Below are 17789 nucleotides of genomic sequence, written 5' to 3'. Positions count from 1 at the left end.
ACATCGATCATTTTTCTGCAATCATGAATTCGTATCCTAGTAGATTGCTATCCAATATACAAATAAGGACCGACCCTTTTCGTTCTTCAGCGAACGTATCAGGTCGGTCCTTTTACTCTTCATTGTTTTATTACCCCGATTTTGTAAATATATATGGAAGCGTATACAGAATAAGCTACAATAGACTTATGAATACGTCTGATCCTTAAGCTTCAATGCATACCAAGGAGGAATGCCGTCATGATTAAAGGTATCGCCCATCTGGCGTTCGATGTCGCCGATATGGAGAAGTCTCTGCATTTTTACTGTGATATTCTTGGTTTCACCCGTGCTTTTGATATTCCTAACGATCAGGGCGAGCCCTGGATCGAGTACATTAAGGTGCGTGAAGGACAGTTTATCGAATTGTTTTACGGTGGGCAAAAGAAACCGGAGCAAGTGGAGCGGCCCGTCGGATTCTCCCATCTCTGCCTCGAGGTGGAACATATCGAGCGTATCGCCGAGCATCTCCGCGATCAAGGTGTGAAGCTGGACGTCCCGCCGGTCCAAGGAAAAGACTTCAACTGGCAGTGCTGGGCAAGGGATCCGGACGGCAACCGGATCGAATTCATGCAGTTGGATCCCAAATCGCCGCAGATGAACAGTTAGAGCCTTAATTGGCACAGCTAGCAGCGCGTTTGGCGCGAAGGCTTTCCGGCAGCTGACTCTTTATGATCGCAAGGTCATCCCGTAAGCTTTGGGTTGGCCTTGTTTTTTCTTGTCCAGAATGTAGAGAAAGGCTGTGTCATTAAACATCTTGCCAACATCTGTTAATCCGGCTACAATATAACCACCGAATTATTCAAATTTGAATAATATGTACATAGTTGAATATGGAAAAGGAGTATCCTTAACATGAATGCACAACAAAGCAACATCAAATTGGTTGTGGCTGGTCTGCTGCTCGGCATCTTCATGGCCGCCATCGATAACACGATTGTAGCGACCGCGTTATCGACGATTATCCGCGATCTCCAGGGCTTCGACCAAGTCGTCTGGGTAACCTCGATTTACATGGTTGCCGTTATGGCCGGCACGCCGATCTTCGGCAAGCTGTCCGATATGTACGGACGGAAGCGGTTCTTTATATTCGGGCTGGTTGTCTTCCTGATTGGTTCCGCCCTCTGCGGGATGGCGAACAACATGACAGAGCTTATTATTTACCGGGCGATTCAAGGAATCGGCGGCGGTGCTCTTATGCCGATTGCGTTTACCATCGTCTTTGACCTGTTCCCGCCGGAGAAGCGCGGTAAAATGACGGGATTGCTCGGTGCCGTATTCGGTACCTCCAGCATTATGGGACCGCTGCTGGGTGCTTTTATTACCGACAGCATCGGCTGGGAATGGATATTCTATGTCAATGTTCCGATCGGGATCGTATCCTTTATCTTCATCATGACTTCCTACAAGGAGTCTCGTTCCCATGCCAAGCAAAAGATTGACTGGACGGGGGCTGCAACGCTTGTAGGCGCGATCATCTGCCTGATGTTCGGTCTGGAGCTGGGCGGGCAAACCTATCCATGGGATTCACCGCAAATTCTGGGCTTGTTCGGGGGATTCATTGCTTTGTTTATCGTGTTTCTATTCGCAGAGACCCGAGCAGCCGAACCTATTATTTCGTTCCAAATGTTCCGTAAACGCCTGTTTGCTTCGAGCAATATAGTTGCATTGTTCTATGGAGCAACCTTTATCGTGGCAACCATCTACATTCCGATTTTTGTGAGCGGAGTGTACGGTGGATCGGCAACCAATTCGGGCCTCATTCTGATGCCGATGATGCTCGGCAGCGTATTCGGCAGCCAAGGCGGCGGTATGCTGACGACCCGGACTTCGTTTAGAAACATCATGATTCTGTCCGTCTTGTGCTTTATCACTGGCATTTTCTGCCTGAGCACGATCAGCCCGGATACGCCGCGCTACCTGTTAACGCTCTTCATGGTCCTGACCGGCTTTGGCGTCGGGTTCTCGTTCTCCACGCTCAGCATGGCCTCCATCCATAACTTTGATGCCAGACAGCGCGGCGCGGCAACATCGACGAACTCCTTCCTTCGCTCCTTCGGCATGACGGTGGGGATTACGATCTTCGGGATCATCCAGCGCAACGGCCTGAACAACCGGCTCGCGGAAGCCGGAGGAAACGCGCCGGCCGGTGCCGAGTTAAATGCGGATGCCGTCCTTTCACCTGAAGTGATGGGGCAGCTCCCGCCGAACGTGCGTGAACAGATCACGGCTTCCTTGGCGGATTCCATTGCGAATACGTTCTTGTGGGCGCTTGTGCCGGCGGTGCTGGCTCTGGTGTTCGTGCTCATGATGGGCAACGAACGGGTGACCGTTCCTGCCAAGGCCAAGGGAGCCTAATGGCATGTCAATGAAGCTGGCCATCCTGGGCTTGCTGCTGGAAGGAGACCATCATCCGTACGAGATCCGGATCAAGATGAAGGATCGCGGCATGGATCAGTATACAAAACTCCAGATGGGCTCTCTCTATTACGCGGTAGACCGGCTTGCCGAGGACGGATATATTGAGGCAGTGGAAACCATACAGAGCGATAGCCGCCCGGACAAAACCATCTACCGGATCACGGATGCCGGACGAAAGCTTTTTGAGCAGCTGCTGCTCAAAAAATTCAGGGACATCGAGCCCGTGCACCACCCGCTCTATATTGCGCTGCCGTTCTCGCGGCACGCGGACCCGGCCGTTCTTGCCCCGATCCTGCAGTCCCGTATCCGGGAGGCAGAGCATCGGGTGAACCAGTCATATCAATTATACGTGGAACACCAACATATCGTCCCCCGCAGCGCCCAGCATCTGATGATCGGGATGTATGAACATGCCAAGACCGACCTGAACTGGCTGAAAAGATTGCACGAAGATCTAGTACAGGGAAAGCTCGGTACGATTGGTGAACCATTGTTTCCGGAGGATGGGCCCGAAGATAGATAACGGTAAGAGTTCTCCATCCTGATAATGAAATCTCTGAATGCGTAAAAAAAGAGCGGGCACTTCCCTCATTCCGGGTTGTGCTCGCTCTTTTTATAGGGAAACGAAATTAGAACAGGACTTCATCCGGATTGGAGCCAAAACGTTTGTTTTGGTTCAAGCCGTCAATAGCTGCCATATCCTCCGCCGAAAGCTCAAAATCGAAGATGCCTGCATTTTCGCGAATACGATGCTCTTTAATCGATTTCGGAATGACGATGACACCGTTTTGAATATCCCAGCGCAGAATGACTTGCGCCGTGGTTTTTCCGTATTTCTCCGCGATCTGCGCGAGCACCGGTTGATCAAGATTGCCCTGCATCAACGGACTCCACGCCTCCAGGACGATACGGTTCTCACGTGCATACCCCAGCAGCTCCTTCTGGGAGAGCAGCGGATGCAATTCGACTTGGTTGACAACCGGTACGACACCGGTTTCCTCGATGATATGCTGCAGGTGGCGAATCTGGAAGTTGCTGACGCCGATGGAACGAACGAGTCCTTCTTTTTGCAGATGAATCAATGCTTTCCACGTGTCGAGGTATTTATCTTTTCCCGGCCAGTGCACGAGATACAAATCAACGATATCCAGCCCGAGCTTCTTGCGGCTCGTCTCAAACGCTTGCAGCGTCTTCTCATACCCCTGGTCATCGTTCCACACCTTGGTGGTGATGAACAGCTCGTCCCGCGAAACTCCGGATTCGCGAATGGCTTGCCCTACGCCCTCTTCATTGCCGTAGATGGCAGCAGTATCAATGCTGCGGTACCCTGCAGCGATTGCTGATTTTACGGACTGAATAACCTCTTCGCCTTCTTTGGTCTTCCATACGCCAAGGCCCAGCCATGGCATTTTTACGCCGTCATTCAAAGTAGGTCCATCGGTAAAAGTTTGATTGGCCATTCTGAAATCCCTCCTGTTTATGTAATGCAGCGGTTGTAAAGCCGCTTTCTACAGTATATCAAAATCCCAGTATCCCGCTCAACGTTACGCTACTTAACAAGGTTGCTTTCATTTTTTAACTACTTTTAACCGGGGTTTAAACTTCATCCGTTACAATGGAATCTATCTTATACACCATTAGCAGCTTAAACAGGAGGATTCACAAACACATGGAAACCGTTACGCTCATCGTTGCGATCACCGCACTCGCTCTCATCCTCATTCTATTCATCGGTAATATCATCAACAACGGACTCTCCGCCGCCTTCAACCTGAACATCCGTGCCAAAAAGTACGCCGTGGTGCTGTTAATCATGTACGCGGTGTCGATCAGCGGCTTTGTCCTTCTCACCCGGTGGTGATCCGTCTCCAATAGAAAAAGGGCCGTCCCTGTCAGAGGTATGTCGCCTCCGGGTTCAGCCCTTCATCCCTATCACTCCATATGCAAAAGCAATGCGCCGCGAGTCTAGTACTTGCGTCTAAAAATACCGAAGCTCAGCAGTCCGCATGATGCCAAGAACAGATACGGCCCCGCGGCCGCCCCTCTTATCGTCTGGCCAAAGAATTCTACGGTCTTGGATGACACGTACATCATCGTCAAAAAAATTGCGACCAGCGCAAAGGCGTATGCTATGATTTTATTCATCTTCTTCTCGCGAACCACTTTCAAAAATGGATAGATAAAACATACGATAAAAAACACGCCGCCCTGCAAAAAACCATTCTCTGCAGCCACGCCGATATCCAGCCATTTAAAAAAGAAAGAGGCCATCGCTAAACAGGTGGCTATAAAAATCAACTTGCTCCCCAGATCCCACTGCTTGAACCGAAATTTCATCCATGTACACTCCCCTAGTGTCAATCGCCCGGATGCCATAACATCCTTTAAACAAACTTAGGGTTCATTATACCGGATTTTTGCGGCTGAGGGTAGATCAACTACAGGTCTGCAGCACTATTCAGCCATACCGTTTTGTTCGCTGCCGGTTGACGTTTCCCCTGCTTAGGTTCCATATCCGGATATCCGATGTACAGGAAACCTAGCATCTTATCTTCAGGCTTCAATCCGAACGCTTGATTCATCAGCGTATGGAAACACGGCTCGCCCGTTCTCCACACGGCACCCAGACCCAGCTCATGAATTTGCAGGAGCATATTCTGAATGCCGGCGAATACCGCTCCGTACTCTTCAAGCTCGATCACCTTGGGATCCGGGGACGGTTCAACCGCCACACCGATGACAACCGGAGCCCGGTATGCCTTCGTACGTCCCGACTCGCGCGCTGCATTTACAGCCTCTTCACTCGTATCATCGCCGCCTGCCGCCTGTATGTCACCAAGGGCGTTGCCGAGCACGTCGCGTCCCTCCCCTTGCATGACAAAGAATTTCCACGGCTCCGTGAGCTTGTGGTTTGGCGCCCAGGTTCCTGCTTCTATGATCTGTTCAATCCATTCCTGCGGCACGGCGTCAGGCTTGACCTTGCCAAGGCTGCGGCGCGTGCGGATCGCTTCACTTACGTTCATATCTCATTTCCTCCCGAGCTATATATAGTTGGTGTAATTTGCATACTCCTAATTGAGAGCCTGTCTCAATTATAACAAAAAGCACACCATATCGCTTCTAAATTGACCAGTTGAAAATTAATGAGCTGTTTTCACTTCTAAATCCTCCTATTACAATCTAGAAATATTGTAATTAACCCTCTATTTTACTAGCATTTGGTACGAAACATTCACATTTGCTCTCTCATTTTTTATCTAGATTTCCATGCCATTATCTGGGATAATGAGGTTTAACTCACAAGAAGATTAGGAGGATGATTCATGACTGATAAGCGACTCATAACGCCAGAGGATTTGTACCGGATGCATTGGGTAAATGACCCTGTCGTCTCCCCAGCTAGTGGAGCCATAGCCTATGTACATAAATCCGTCAGCGAAAAGTTCGACGGTTACCGTTCCCATATCCGTCTGCTTCCTCCAAACGGAGACCAGGACGTTCCCTTCACGTCCGGCGAGGCGGATACAGCACCCGCTTGGTCCCCTGACGGGTCGGAGCTTGCCTTCTTGCGCAAAAAAGGCGATAAGCCGCAGGTATGGATCATGCCTGCCAACGGAGGGGAAGCAAGGCCGGTTACCGACATGAAGCACGGAGTCAGCGCCTTCAGATGGTCTCCGGACAGCGCACGCCTGCTCGTTAGAAGCGAGGTAGAAGCTGCAGAACCTACGGAAAGCCAAGAATCAGACAAAGACGGTAACAACAAGCTGCCTGAGGAAAAGATCATTAATCGCATTAAATATAAAGCCGATGGCGCCGGATTGTGGAATGAACGTCGACATCATCTATACCTCGTGAATCCGGCAACGGAAGAGTCCAAGCAAATTACAGAAGGAGATTTTGACGTATATGCCTTCGCCTGGTCACCGGACGGTGCCCGCATCGCATACAGCAGCAGCCTTGCCACGGAGCAATTCCCGGATCCGGATCTTCGTTTGACCGGCGATGTGTTCGTCATGGACCTTGCCAGCGGATCCGTAACCGAATTGACGGATGGAACCCTCTCGATCGGCTCCATTGCATTCACCCCGGACGGGCAGTATATGCTCATGCTTGCCAGCGATCTCAGCTGCGGTTTTGCCACGCTGACCAAAATCCACCTGGTCCCGCTCTCGGGCGGAGCATCCCGCGTCCTCTTCACGGACATGGATATTCAGCTGGGGCACGCCGCGGTCAGCGACATGAGAGCCGGAGCCGGAACGCCTCCTCTGTTCAGTAAGGACGGTCAATCCGTATACATCCAGCTCAGCCAGGATGGCGGCGTCCATATTGGACGTTTTGCCCTGGATGGTTCTTCTTACGAGCTGGTGGTATCGGGTGAACGCGAGGTGTACCAATTTGCTCTGACATCGGAGGAGAACGTGGTGTTCGCCGCTGCCGACCCGCTGCAGCCCGGCGATCTGTTCAGCTTCTCTATCGCCAAGAACGAGGAGAAACGTCTGACAAACTGCAACGAGGAGCTGTGGAACGAGCTTACGTTAAGCACGCCGGAGTCCTTTACGTTCCGGACGTCGGACGGCTGGCCGATCCAAGGGTGGATCATGAAGCCAGCCGGCTTCACGGAAGGCGCGAAAGTCCCGGCCGTGCTGGAAATTCACGGCGGTCCGCAAGCCATGTACGGACATACGTTCATGCATGAGTTCCAGCTGCTTGCTGCAGCCGGCTATGCGGTATTCTACACCAACCCTCGGGGTGGCCACGGGTACGGTCAGGTACACGTCAATACCGTTAGAGGCGATTACGGCGGTCGGGATTACCAGGATCTGATGGAAGCGGTAGATTATGTTCTGGATACCTACACCTATGTCGATGCCTCCCGTCTTGGCGTAACCGGCGGCAGCTACGGCGGCTTCATGACCAACTGGATCGTCGGTCATACCGACCGGTTCCAGGCTGCGGTAACCCAGCGCTCGATATCGAACTGGATCTCCTTCTACGGCGTCAGCGATATCGGCTATACCTTTACACAGGATCAAATCTGGGGCAATCCTTGGGACGATCTCGAGAAGCTGTGGAAGCACTCCCCGCTCGCTTATGTGAAGGACGTCAATACACCGCTGCTCATCCTTCACGGCGAACAGGACCTCCGCTGCCCGATCGAGCAGGGAGAACAGCTGTTTATCGCGTTGAAGCGACTGGGCCGGGAAACCCAGCTGATTCGCTTCCCTGGCGCGGATCATAACTTGTCCCGAAGCGGCCATCCTCATCTGCGGGTTAAACGCTTGAGTCATATCGTCCGTTGGTTTGTGGAGCATATCGAAAAATAACATAAAAAGAAAAACCATCCCTGTGCGAGCTGGCGCAATGAATGCTCGCATCAGGATGGTTTTTTTATATTGGTTTTGCGCAAAACCATGCTCCTCTTGATCTTTCATCAAACAGGACCGTACACCGTCTCGCCCGCTACAACGGTCTCCCTGACCAACATGCCCGAACCGTCCGCACCGCAGTCGAACAGCGTCAGGTTCGCCGGGTTCCCGATCGCAAGACCGCCCAACTGCGGCATATCCAATACCATAGCCGGGCGGTCCGTGACCGCGCTTACCGCTTCCGCCAGCGTCATATCCGTATAGCGGATCGCATTCGCAATGCCAACGTCCAGCGAAGAAGCGGATCCGGCCAGTATCGCCGGATTCGCTACCGTATGCAGGCGCCCGTCTGCCGTCAGCTCCACTTCGCCTCCGATGAGGCTGCTGTAGCGACCGGGAGCCATGCCGCCGAACATGACGGCATCGCTGACAAGCACCGCTTTGTCCCGTTTCGCCCGCAGCATCGCTTTCAGCACAGGGGGCGCCAGATGGTGGCCGTCCGGTATAAAGGTGGCCCATAACCGGTCGTCCGCCAACTGATGCCAGATATAATTGGGGTGGCGCGGCATAACGGGCTGCGAACCGTTTCCCAGGTGCGTCGAAAGCGTCGCCCCCGCCCGCACCGCTTGATCGATCTGTTCCCCTGCAGCCATCGTATGCCCGATCGCCACGACCACGCCCGCCTGGACCAGCTTCTCTATAAAAGGAACCGAGCCTTCGCGCTCCGGCGCGAGGGTCACCATCCGGATAAGCCCGCCGGCTGCATCCTGCAGCCGCTGAAACTCGTCCCAATCCGGATTCCGGATATACTCCCTCGGATGCGCCCCTCGACTTCCATCTTCACCGGATAGATAGGGGCCTTCCATATGAATGCCGGCAATCGAGGCGCTTCCAAGCTGTTTGGACTCGGCATACTTGTACAATCCTCGAAATGCCTGACGCATCCGGTCATAGCTGCCCGTGATGACCGTCGGCAAGTATGTGGCAACCCCTCTGCGGTGCAGCGCCCGCGTAACGCCTTCAATATCGCTCGGCGACGTCACGGTTCCATTCAAATCGTATCCGCCGAAGCCGTTAACCTGCACATCGATCCAGCCGCTGCTGATCCAGGGCAGCGCCGCCGTCTTCTCGTCTTGCCCCAACCGCCGGATAGCCGTAATCCGACCGTCTAACGCTTCTACCTCCACCGGCTCACCGGTATGCGGGAGCTTTCCACGCCACATCATAGGCATCCCCCTAACTAAGCCCATTGATAAATCGGCGCTGCCGATGCTTTATCCAGATATAGCATCCAGCTGGGATGCGTCTTCAGGATGGTAGCCGGCACCCGGTTATCCACCCCGCCTTGAATCGTATTCTGAATGGCTGCCGCTTTCGCCTGATGGGGCACGACCGATACGATATGCCGGCTCTTCAAAATCTGTTTGACCGTCATCGTAATCGCCTGTTTAGGCACATCCTCATTCGATGCAAACCAGCCTTCCCTTACCTGCTGGCTCTTGCATGTATCGCTGAGATTCACGATCGTATAAGGCGAATCGTTATCAAAATCGGCCGGCGGATCATTAAAGGCAATGTGCGCATTCTCCCCGATTCCGATCAGGGCCAAATCCACGGGCGCTTCGACGATCTCCTCATTCAGCCGCTTCACCGTTTCCTCGGGATCGCCCTCCCCGTTGATGAGCCAAGCTTGGCCGACGCTCACATATTTCAGGAAGCGCTCCCTCAAGTACTTGCGAAAGCTCGCAGGATGAGATTCCGGCAGCGCGATATATTCGTCCAAATGGAACATTTCGATTCTTTCCCATTCCAGATTCAGCTTCACGAAGTGCGACAAAAACTCGAATTGCGACGCGCCCGTCGACAGGACGATGCGCGCTTTTCCTTTGTCCGCGATCGTATCGCGGAGAATGGCCTCGCAAGCGCGGGCCGCCTCCAAACCTGCTTGATCCGCATGTTCCAAGATGTTCAACTGCATAATGATAATTCCTCCTTGTTGTACAGCGTTATCGAACGGCAAGCCTTAAACGAGAACGCTGCTATTCAGAAACTCCTCCAGCCTCACCATGCGCTTCTCTACGCGGGAACGCTCGGCGGCAAAGGCCATCAAATGACTCTGTATCGACGCTTGGGCAGAGGTTGAACTGTTATGCCGTCCCTGAGATTGGACCGACTTCACAAAATCCGCAATCAAACGCATATCCCCGCCGCCATGGCCTACATGACCTTCGGGATCGACGAGTCGGATGACTTCCTGCTTCCCGCTGCCGAAGCGGCGGATCTCGATCTCGTTGGTTTCCATTGTGGCCCGAATCTCGCCCTCGGTCCCCATTAGCTTGATGGTACGGTTACATTTCTCCGTGAACGCGCTCATCGTGAACACCGCCGTTATGTCATGCTCGAATTCCATACTGACGACCTGATGATCCACGACATCGTTATCGCAGTGGTAGACGCACCGGCCAAAAGGGCCCTCCAGCATCGCTTGGTAACGCGCTTCGTAACTCGGGTCGTTGCTCGCGGCCTCGCCTTTCCAGCCCGCATTCTCGATCAAATACGTATTCGGCGCATAATACTGGCATTCGTGCGATACCGGGCATCCATCCAGGCAGCGCTTCGGCGCGCCCGGCGGAGCCGATTCCGGTCGAAAATGGGACAGATGTCCATAAGAGGCCACGCTTAGGCATTGGCCCCCCGCCAGCCATTGCATAATGTCCAAGTCATGGCAGGATTTGGCCAAAATCATCGGGCTGGATGACTCACTGTTATTGAAATATCCCCGCACATACGAGTGGGCCTGGTGCCAATAGCCGACGTTCTCATTGTGCTGGATCGACATCAAGCGGCCGATCCTTCCCTCATCAAGCAGACGTTTAAGCTCTTGGAAAAAAGGCGCATACCGGAGAACATGGCAAATCGTTAAGGTGCGTTCGTAGGCTTCCGCCTGCCGGCCCATATCGATGCATTCCTGCCATTCCGGCGACATCGGCTTTTCCAGCAGCACATGGTACCCGGCTGCCAGCGCCTTCATGGTCGGCTCATAGTGGTCACGGTCCCTCGTACAGATGAAGACCGCATCCGATTGACGGGGTCCGGCAAACAGGTCATCCCAGCTCGTGAAGCACTTCTCATCCGCTATCCCGAACTTCGCTTGGCAGCGGCTGCGCCGCACCTCATCCGGATCGGCAACGGCAACAATCTGCATTTCCTCCGGCCGCTGGATCGCATAACCGCTGTAGATCATGCCGCGAAGGCCGGCCCCGACCAGCGTGACCGTCAATGGTTTTGGTTTACTCATGTTCTTCCACTTCCTTTCCCTCTAGTCGCCTGCGACTTTCTCCCCGCGATTGGTTCAGCTCGGAGGGATCAAGCACCTTGAAAATACCGGGAAACACGACGCTCATCGCTTCCTCCTCCTCAAGCTGCCGTGCCCTGACCAGATCAGCCGCGCTGCTCACAGGATGAACGGCCGTAATCTTCCCGATTCTTCGGTCAACCTCCGCGGCAAGCTGCACATACAGCCCTTCCCGACCCACGGTATAGAACGGGATCGCTCCCGCCTGCCACTCATCAAAATGCGAGATGACCTCCATACACCGGAGGACATCGTGTGTGCGCAGCGCAGCCAAACTGTCCCCGAGCCAGATCAAATCATCGGCAAGCTTATGCAGCACGCCAAAGTAGGAATGCGCTGGTTTCCCGTATATCGGATAAGGCTCATGGGGACCGACGCCGGACGTATTCAGCACCAGTACCGCACGGCCGGATCGGCAGGTCTCCCGAATCCAGGCCCAGTGATCCTTCAAGCGGCGGGTTCCACCACGCCAAACCGCAACGGTCAGCGGCTGCCTTCGTTCGACTGTAACCCCGGCCAGTCGGAATACATAACCGCTGTTCATGATGCCTTCCTGCGACCACCACAAGCGATAATCGGCCTCAAGGCCCTCCACTGCGCCCAATCCAATAATGCGCGGGTTCAATTCGCAAGGCTTGCGGAAGGCACAGATTTTCTCCAGCAGCCACTGCCTTGCTTGATCCTGTCTTTGCTGCGTCGGCAGCAGCGAACGGGCTGCTGCCAGTTGGTCGTAGCGATCTGCATTGAAGTCCCGGATCGTCCTTGCATCAGCATTATCCCGATACACCTGACCGCTGGGACTGCACCACAGTTGTTCCGGAGGCAGCGCCTCTATCTTCATGGCATCGTTGGGAGCAGCCTTCACCTCAAGATGCCGGACGAAGAATTCCGCCGCCGCCGCGGCCAGCCGGTCCGTATAGCGGTGCGTCGAGGCATCGGTCACAAGCTGCAGGTCATTCGGGTGACCGAGCAGCTCCCAAAAGCGCCTGCAGCGATCAACGGTGCGCCGCGTGCCTTCGATCGGGAAAAAATCGTATTCCGCCGCCAGCACGATTAACGGCTTCGGCGCAAAAGCGATGAGCAGATCCTCATGGTCGTAACCCAGCCCGGACAGGCCCGGCCATACCTGCTCGGCATCCTGCACGCCGCCAGCATGCATGTACAGCTGCCGGTTCATGATGAAGGTGGCCGGAGCCGCTGCCGCAATACGTTCATCGCTGACCATCAGCATGGCCGTCTGCGTTCCGCCGCCGGAGTTTCCCGTTACGCCGATCCGCGACGAATCGACCTCGGGCCGCTCGCACAAGTAGTCGATGGCACGCATGGCATCGTGAACGAAATAACGGGCTACGCTGTCGCCGAGCATATGGCACTGAACGCCGTACTGCTGATGCTCCTTCGTTCCCCATACGAAGCCCCCTTCCCGATCCTCGAAATCATGAAGGCTGAGGCGCTCGCCCTGCCCGATCGGATCAATGGCCAGCACGATGATGCCTGCCCGGACGAAGTGCTGGATGACGCGCTGATAATAGGCATCATGCTTCGCCCCCAGCTCGTGCCCGCTCAGAAACAGGACGGCCGCGGAGCGTTCTTCCCGGTGATCGGGCAGATACAGATTCGACGTGACATCATACCCCGGAAGGGACTCGAACATGACCTTCTCTACTTGAAAGCCGGTTCCGCGAATACTTCCCGTCGTGCGTCCGTTACGAAGGGAATCGGTTCTACCACCTGACATGTTACCGGCGTTCCCGGCGAACCAGTGCGAACGCTCCTTAAGCGGAGAGTTGTCAGGCGATGTTTCCTCCCCGAAAACCGGCCCTTCCTCCCTTTCCGGGTTCGCGAATGCATTGGGAAGACCACCGATGGATCCCAGGAAGGCCGCCCTTATGTCCTCCTGCCGCTTTCTTGCCGCCTCGGCCGTGACGATGGCGTCCCGAATGGCATCCCCGGCGGCAAATGCGGCATCGGAACGCTCGAACACATGCGCCTTCAATTGATCCCGCGTGTCGTATAACGTGCAGATATACTGCTCCAGTTCCTGAACGCTGTTCATCTCGATGAACTCCCGTTGACAAACGTCGGCGAAACGTCCGGAAGCTTCATCGCCCGGCCTTCGGCAATGGAGCGATTGGCTGTGGCGCCAATCAGAAGGGATTCCGCGCCTACCGAGCTGTCGGCTTGTTGGCCTAGCGGATCCTCGATCCCGCCTTCGAACAGTGCCTTGCGCAGCTTCGCATCCCCGCCGCCATGACCGGCGGCCGATGTATTGACCTCGACCAGCTCTTCCGTGCCATCGGCTCTGAAGATATGGATCCGGCTCGCTTCCCCTTGCTTCATATCCGCGTTGCTGTATACATTCGAAACCTCGATCCGGCCTTTGCTGCCGTTGATCGCGGCGCGCCAACCCTCATACGGGCTATAGGCGACGAGAGAATAGGTCAGCATCGCATCATTGTCATACCGGACATTGACCGACATCGTGTCACAAATGTCGATACGGCCGTCAAACAGGCACCGGTCCCGCAAATAGCCGTCGGCTTCTTCCGCCTGGCGATAGTATTTTTCAAGAAACGGATCCTTTTCGATATCCATATAGAACTCGCACTCGCCTTTCCGGTGGCAAGTCAGGCACCGTTCTCCGTGATCCTGCCGGTCGTCCCCGTACACCCGTCTCGTCCCGAACGCATGAACTTCCGCGGGACGGCTGTTCATCCACCAGTTTACGATGTCGAAGTGATGCGTGGACTTGTGAACCAGCAGCCCGCCGCTGTTCTTCATCTCGGCGTGCCATCTGCGGAAATAGTCCGCGCCATGCCGGCGGTCCAGAAACCACTCCAGATCAATATGGTAAACATCTCCGATGACTCCTTGCAGCAGCAGTTCCTTCACGGTCGCAAAATAAGGCGCAAACCGAAGGTTGAACGTGACCGTCACCTTCTTCCCGCTCTCCGACTCCGCCTGCAGGATCTCTCGGCACTTGTCCTCGTCAATCGTCATCGGCTTCTCACTAATGACGTCGCAGCCTGCCCTCAAGGCTTGCACGATATAGGTATGATGCGTGTAATCCGTACTCGCCACGATTACGACATCCGGCTTCGCGGCGGCGATCATTTCGTCAAAATCATCATACACGGGTATTCCCCCGCACTCCTCGCTCAGAAAGCGCGCCCGCATGGGATTGGCATCATACACGCCTTCAAAGGCAAGGACGCCTCTCCAGTCAGTAACCATCGGCTTAGCAAACATATACAGCGCTCTCGATCCAGCGCCGACCAGCACGTACTTCTTCATGTCGTAAGTTCCTCCTTCAGCCTTTCATCCCTGTCGAAGCGATGCCTTGAACAAATTGCTTCTGCGCGAACAGATAGACGATAACGACCGGCAGCGTCGTAATAACGGCCCCCGCCATCAGCAGCGCTTGATTGACGTTCTCCGATTTCAGGTAGAGCAAGCCGAGCGGCAAAGTGTACAATTCCTTGTCTTGCAGGTAAATCAGCGGGCCCAGCGTGTTGTTCCACGCGCCCATGAAGGTGAATACGCCCAGCGCCGCCAGCGCTGGCTTGCACAGCGGCAGATAAATTTTGAAGAATATGCCCGGCGGGCTGCAGCCGTCGATCGTAGCAGATTCATACAGCTCTTTGGGCAAGGATTTAATGAACTGATGCATCAGGAAAATACCGAACGCCCCGCCCAGAAAGCTGGGGACGATCAAAGGGTAATACGAATTTAACGCCCCGAATTCCTTCCAGATGAAATAGGTCGGGATCATGGTCACTTGCGACGGAATCATCAGGGTAGCCAGCATGATCATATAAATGAGCCCCCGCAGCCGAAAGGTAAACATCGCCAGCCCGAAGGCCACGAAAGCGCTGGAGACCAAGGATCCCACCATCTCGATCGAGACGATGAAAAAGCTGTTCAAGGTATATCGACCGAAGTCGACTTTATTCCATATCGTCACATAGTTATCCCAATTCAGTGGATTCGGGATGAGCTGCGGCGGCATCTGCGAGATGGCGCCAACCGTCTTCAGCGATGTGGACAGCATCCATATGAACGGGAACACCATGAAAACCGCACCGGCAATCAGCAGCAGGTACATCAGCACCTTAAGCAAGGGGTGAGTCGTCTTAGTCATAGTGCACCCACTTTTTCTCGAAATACTTCTGAAACAACGTGAAGCTCAGGATGATGACAAACAGCAGCCAGGCCGTTGCCGATGCCGGTCCCATTTTGAAGAGCAGGAACGCGTCCCGGTACACCAGCAGATTCGGCACCATATTTCTCTCCGGTATGCCCGTGGTGATGGAACCGAACAGACCGAGGAACACGTCGAACGCCTGGAATGCCGAGATGGTAGACAAAATCATGACGAGATACACCATCGGCGTTACCATCGGGAATACCACCTTCGTCAGCTGCTTCCAGCCATTGGCGCCATCGATCTGCGAGGCTTCCAGCACCTCTTTCGGAACGTTCTGCATGCCGGCCAGAATCATGATCATGGATTGGCCCACGCCCTTCCATACCTGAACGATCGCGATGCTGGAGATGACCATCAGCCAATGGCTGCTGTCAATCCATTTGACGGGGGCAAGCCCGACAGACTCCAGCACCCAGTTGATCACGCCGTATTGATAGTTGAACATCCACACCCAGACCACGCCGCCGGCGATCCACGGAGTCACAACGGGCAGGAAATAGAACAGCCGGAACAAGCCCTTGGCCCGGATGGCCTGATTCAGCATAAAAGCGATCACGAACGCCATTAACGTCTGAATCGGCACGAAGATGAGCGCAAACACAAACACGTTCCGGATGGACACCCAGAACTCGTGCTTGTTCAGGACCCGCACCCAGTTGTCCAGCCCGATCCACCGCGGCGGGTTAAACAAATCCCACTCCGTGAATGAAATATACGTGGAGAAGAGGATCGGAAATAAGAGAAACACCACGACATTGATGACAAATGGCAATGTGAAGATATAACCCCAGTATCCTTGTTTCTGCATGACACACCTGCCTTTCGTTAACGGAGCAGGGATGCAGTCCGATACGTCGCCAAGACTGCATCTCCCTGATCCATGAAAGTTATTTACCGGAGTCCAGCACATCCTGAACCTTGGCATGAATATCCTTCACGCCGTCTTCCACCGAAACATTGCCTACCATGATTTCATTGACCACCTGCTGCACCAGAATGCGCCATTCGCTCCAGGTAGCATTCTCATCCAGGGTAACGCCGCCTTCGTTAATGCCGTCCGTGAAAGCCGCTTTGTTCAGAGGTTTGGCGGTGCTGTTCTTCAATTGATCCAGCGCCGACTTTTTTACGGGCAGCGTGGATCCCGTCTTGACGATGATATCCTGCACTTCATCGCTGAGGTAATATTTCAGGAACTCCCAGGCGGCATCCTTCGATTCCTGCTTCGCTCTGGAGGAGACCAGCCACGTGTTGGCTACCATCGGAACATAGCGCTTGCCGTCAACCCCTTTCGGAATTTTGACGACATCCCAGTTCGTATCGGCAAAGCTCTCGTTCATATTCACCTGCAGGCTGTATTGAAGGAAATACATCGCGGCCTTGCCGCTCGCGAATACTTCGAGCTCGCCGCCGTTCGCTTTCAGGAAATCGATATCGGCAAAATAGCCTTGATCCAAACCGTCATACAGCTGCTGTAATCCGGCCGCGGTTTTGGGGTCGTCAAACCGCGATTTCGTCAGGGTGTCGTCCAAGGCGGAGCCGCCTGCCTGCTTGATCCAAGGAAACCAGCCGTTGGTTATGGAAAAGGAACCGATGAATCCGAATTGGCTGGTTTGGTCTCCTTCCTTGATCGTCAACTGCTTGGAGGCCTTAATGAGGTCGTCATAGGTCCAGTCGTCGGTCGGTACCGGCACGTCGGCCTTCTCGAAGACATCCTGGTTATACGCCAGCGCAATCGGGTTAATGCCGTGGGGGACACCCCAGATCTTCCCTTCCGGCGTTTTGGCGGAGAACAGGCCGTCGATGTATTCGTCCGCTTTCAGGTCGGCATCAATGTAGGAGGACAAGTCCTCTGCCACGCCTCGTTCCCCGTAGCTAAGTATGGTGGCGTTCTCCTGGAACCAGACGTCCGGCATCGTGTTGCCTGCAATTTGCGTGGCGATCTTGGACGTAAAGTCCCCCCAAGGCGCCTCTTGGATTTCAACGTTGATGTGGGGATGGGACGCAATAAAGCCGTCGATAATCTCCTTACTCGTCACCTCGTAGCTGCCGGGTAGCCCAATTTTGAGCGTCACTTTGTCCTTGCTGCCTCCCGGTTCGCCCGGCGGAGTTTCCCCGTCGGTTGACCCGCCGGATGAGGAGCACGCGGTGAACACCATCATAAACGCAAGCATCAGGGTGAATACCTTTACCTTTTTTGACATTGAAAACCCTCCTTTTTGAGTTACAAATAGAGATTGCGTGTTTTCTGCTCCAGCTCATTCCAAAGGTATCCATTTTATAGTAATCGATTTCTGTAACGAGTATAGCATGGAAGCCCTTTCTTGAATAGCGTTTTCTATGCTCCCAACGATTATTTTTACAATAAAAGTCTGAATTCAAGCGCTATATAAGGCATTCCAAG

16 protein-coding genes are annotated in these 17789 nt (G+C 54.1%); 5 read left to right on the top strand and 11 right to left on the bottom strand.

The window, feature by feature from the left end:
* Positions 1-240 precede the first annotated feature (240 nt).
* The 3 genes from OHJ21_RS23130 (at position 241) to OHJ21_RS23120 (ending at position 2983) form a co-directional block, all read left to right on the top strand.
* Positions 241-648 (top strand): VOC family protein, encoded by a 408-nt coding sequence (locus OHJ21_RS23130; RefSeq protein ID WP_486021243.1) that lies wholly within the window; start codon positions 241-243, stop codon positions 646-648.
* 246 nt (positions 649-894) lie between these two features.
* Positions 895-2397: an MDR family MFS transporter gene (locus OHJ21_RS23125; protein ID WP_100539955.1), complete on the top strand. Its 1503-nt coding sequence runs from the start codon at positions 895-897 to the stop codon at positions 2395-2397.
* Positions 2398-2401: 4 nt separating this feature from the next.
* Positions 2402-2983: a PadR family transcriptional regulator gene (locus OHJ21_RS23120; protein WP_394058015.1), complete on the top strand. Its 582-nt coding sequence runs from the start codon at positions 2402-2404 to the stop codon at positions 2981-2983.
* A gap of 106 nt (positions 2984-3089) precedes the next feature.
* On the opposite strand, the gene OHJ21_RS23115 is transcribed toward OHJ21_RS23120, so the two are convergent.
* On the bottom strand, positions 3090-3920 hold the full coding sequence (locus tag OHJ21_RS23115) for an aldo/keto reductase (protein ID WP_326119070.1): 831 nt from the start codon (positions 3918-3920) through the stop codon (positions 3090-3092).
* Between the two features lie 209 nt (positions 3921-4129).
* On the opposite strand from OHJ21_RS23115, the gene OHJ21_RS23110 reads away from it, so the two are divergent.
* Positions 4130-4321 carry a hypothetical protein gene (locus OHJ21_RS23110; protein WP_100539952.1) on the top strand — a complete coding sequence of 64 codons (192 nt, stop codon included), beginning with the start codon at positions 4130-4132 and terminating at the stop codon, positions 4319-4321.
* 104 nt (positions 4322-4425) lie between these two features.
* Here the strand turns inward: OHJ21_RS23110 and OHJ21_RS23105 are convergent, their stop codons facing one another.
* Positions 4426-4797, bottom strand: coding sequence for a hypothetical protein (locus OHJ21_RS23105; protein ID WP_100539951.1), 372 nt, complete (start codon positions 4795-4797; stop codon positions 4426-4428).
* 101 nt (positions 4798-4898) lie between these two features.
* Positions 4899-5483, bottom strand: a complete 585-nt coding sequence (locus tag OHJ21_RS23100) for a nitroreductase family protein (protein ID WP_100539950.1) — start codon at positions 5481-5483, stop codon at positions 4899-4901.
* 300 nt (positions 5484-5783) lie between these two features.
* On the opposite strand from OHJ21_RS23100, the gene OHJ21_RS23095 reads away from it, so the two are divergent.
* Positions 5784-7784 (top strand): alpha/beta hydrolase family protein, encoded by a 2001-nt coding sequence (locus OHJ21_RS23095; RefSeq protein ID WP_100539949.1) that lies wholly within the window; start codon positions 5784-5786, stop codon positions 7782-7784.
* Between the two features lie 107 nt (positions 7785-7891).
* Here OHJ21_RS23095 and OHJ21_RS23090 read toward each other — a convergent pair whose 3' ends face one another.
* From OHJ21_RS23090 to OHJ21_RS23055, 8 genes are all read right to left on the bottom strand, one after another.
* On the bottom strand, positions 7892-9052 hold the full coding sequence (locus tag OHJ21_RS23090; protein WP_486021241.1) for an N-acetylglucosamine-6-phosphate deacetylase: 1161 nt from the start codon (positions 9050-9052) through the stop codon (positions 7892-7894).
* Between the two features lie 14 nt (positions 9053-9066).
* Positions 9067-9804, bottom strand: a complete 738-nt coding sequence (locus tag OHJ21_RS23085) for a glucosamine-6-phosphate deaminase (RefSeq protein ID WP_326111428.1) — start codon at positions 9802-9804, stop codon at positions 9067-9069.
* 45 nt (positions 9805-9849) lie between these two features.
* A complete protein-coding gene (locus OHJ21_RS23080) occupies positions 9850-11124 on the bottom strand; it encodes a Gfo/Idh/MocA family protein (RefSeq protein WP_486021240.1) in 1275 nt (424 codons plus the stop codon).
* Positions 11117-13237, bottom strand: coding sequence for an alpha/beta hydrolase family protein (locus tag OHJ21_RS23075; RefSeq protein ID WP_486021239.1), 2121 nt, complete (start codon positions 13235-13237; stop codon positions 11117-11119). Before OHJ21_RS23075 ends, OHJ21_RS23080 begins: the two co-directional genes overlap by 8 nt.
* Positions 13234-14475 carry a Gfo/Idh/MocA family protein gene (locus OHJ21_RS23070; protein ID WP_100539944.1) on the bottom strand — a complete coding sequence of 414 codons (1242 nt, stop codon included), beginning with the start codon at positions 14473-14475 and terminating at the stop codon, positions 13234-13236. The genes OHJ21_RS23075 and OHJ21_RS23070 overlap by 4 nt, the downstream gene beginning before the upstream one ends.
* 16 nt (positions 14476-14491) lie before the next feature.
* On the bottom strand, positions 14492-15322 hold the full coding sequence (locus OHJ21_RS23065) for a carbohydrate ABC transporter permease (RefSeq protein WP_009591862.1): 831 nt from the start codon (positions 15320-15322) through the stop codon (positions 14492-14494).
* Positions 15315-16196 (bottom strand): carbohydrate ABC transporter permease, encoded by an 882-nt coding sequence (locus OHJ21_RS23060; protein ID WP_090910407.1) that lies wholly within the window; start codon positions 16194-16196, stop codon positions 15315-15317. The genes OHJ21_RS23065 and OHJ21_RS23060 overlap by 8 nt, the downstream gene beginning before the upstream one ends.
* Before the next feature lie 79 nt (positions 16197-16275).
* A complete protein-coding gene (locus tag OHJ21_RS23055; protein ID WP_486021238.1) occupies positions 16276-17589 on the bottom strand; it encodes an ABC transporter substrate-binding protein in 1314 nt (437 codons plus the stop codon).
* Positions 17590-17789 lie beyond the last annotated feature (200 nt).

It is taken from the genome of Virgibacillus sp. LDC1 (assembly GCF_025792345.1).
Classification (GTDB): Bacteria; Bacillota; Bacilli; order Paenibacillales; family Paenibacillaceae; genus Paenibacillus_AQ; species Paenibacillus_AQ lautus.
The sequence above is the reverse complement of the archived record's forward strand: the minus strand, read 5'-3'. Positions and strand labels throughout refer to the sequence as shown.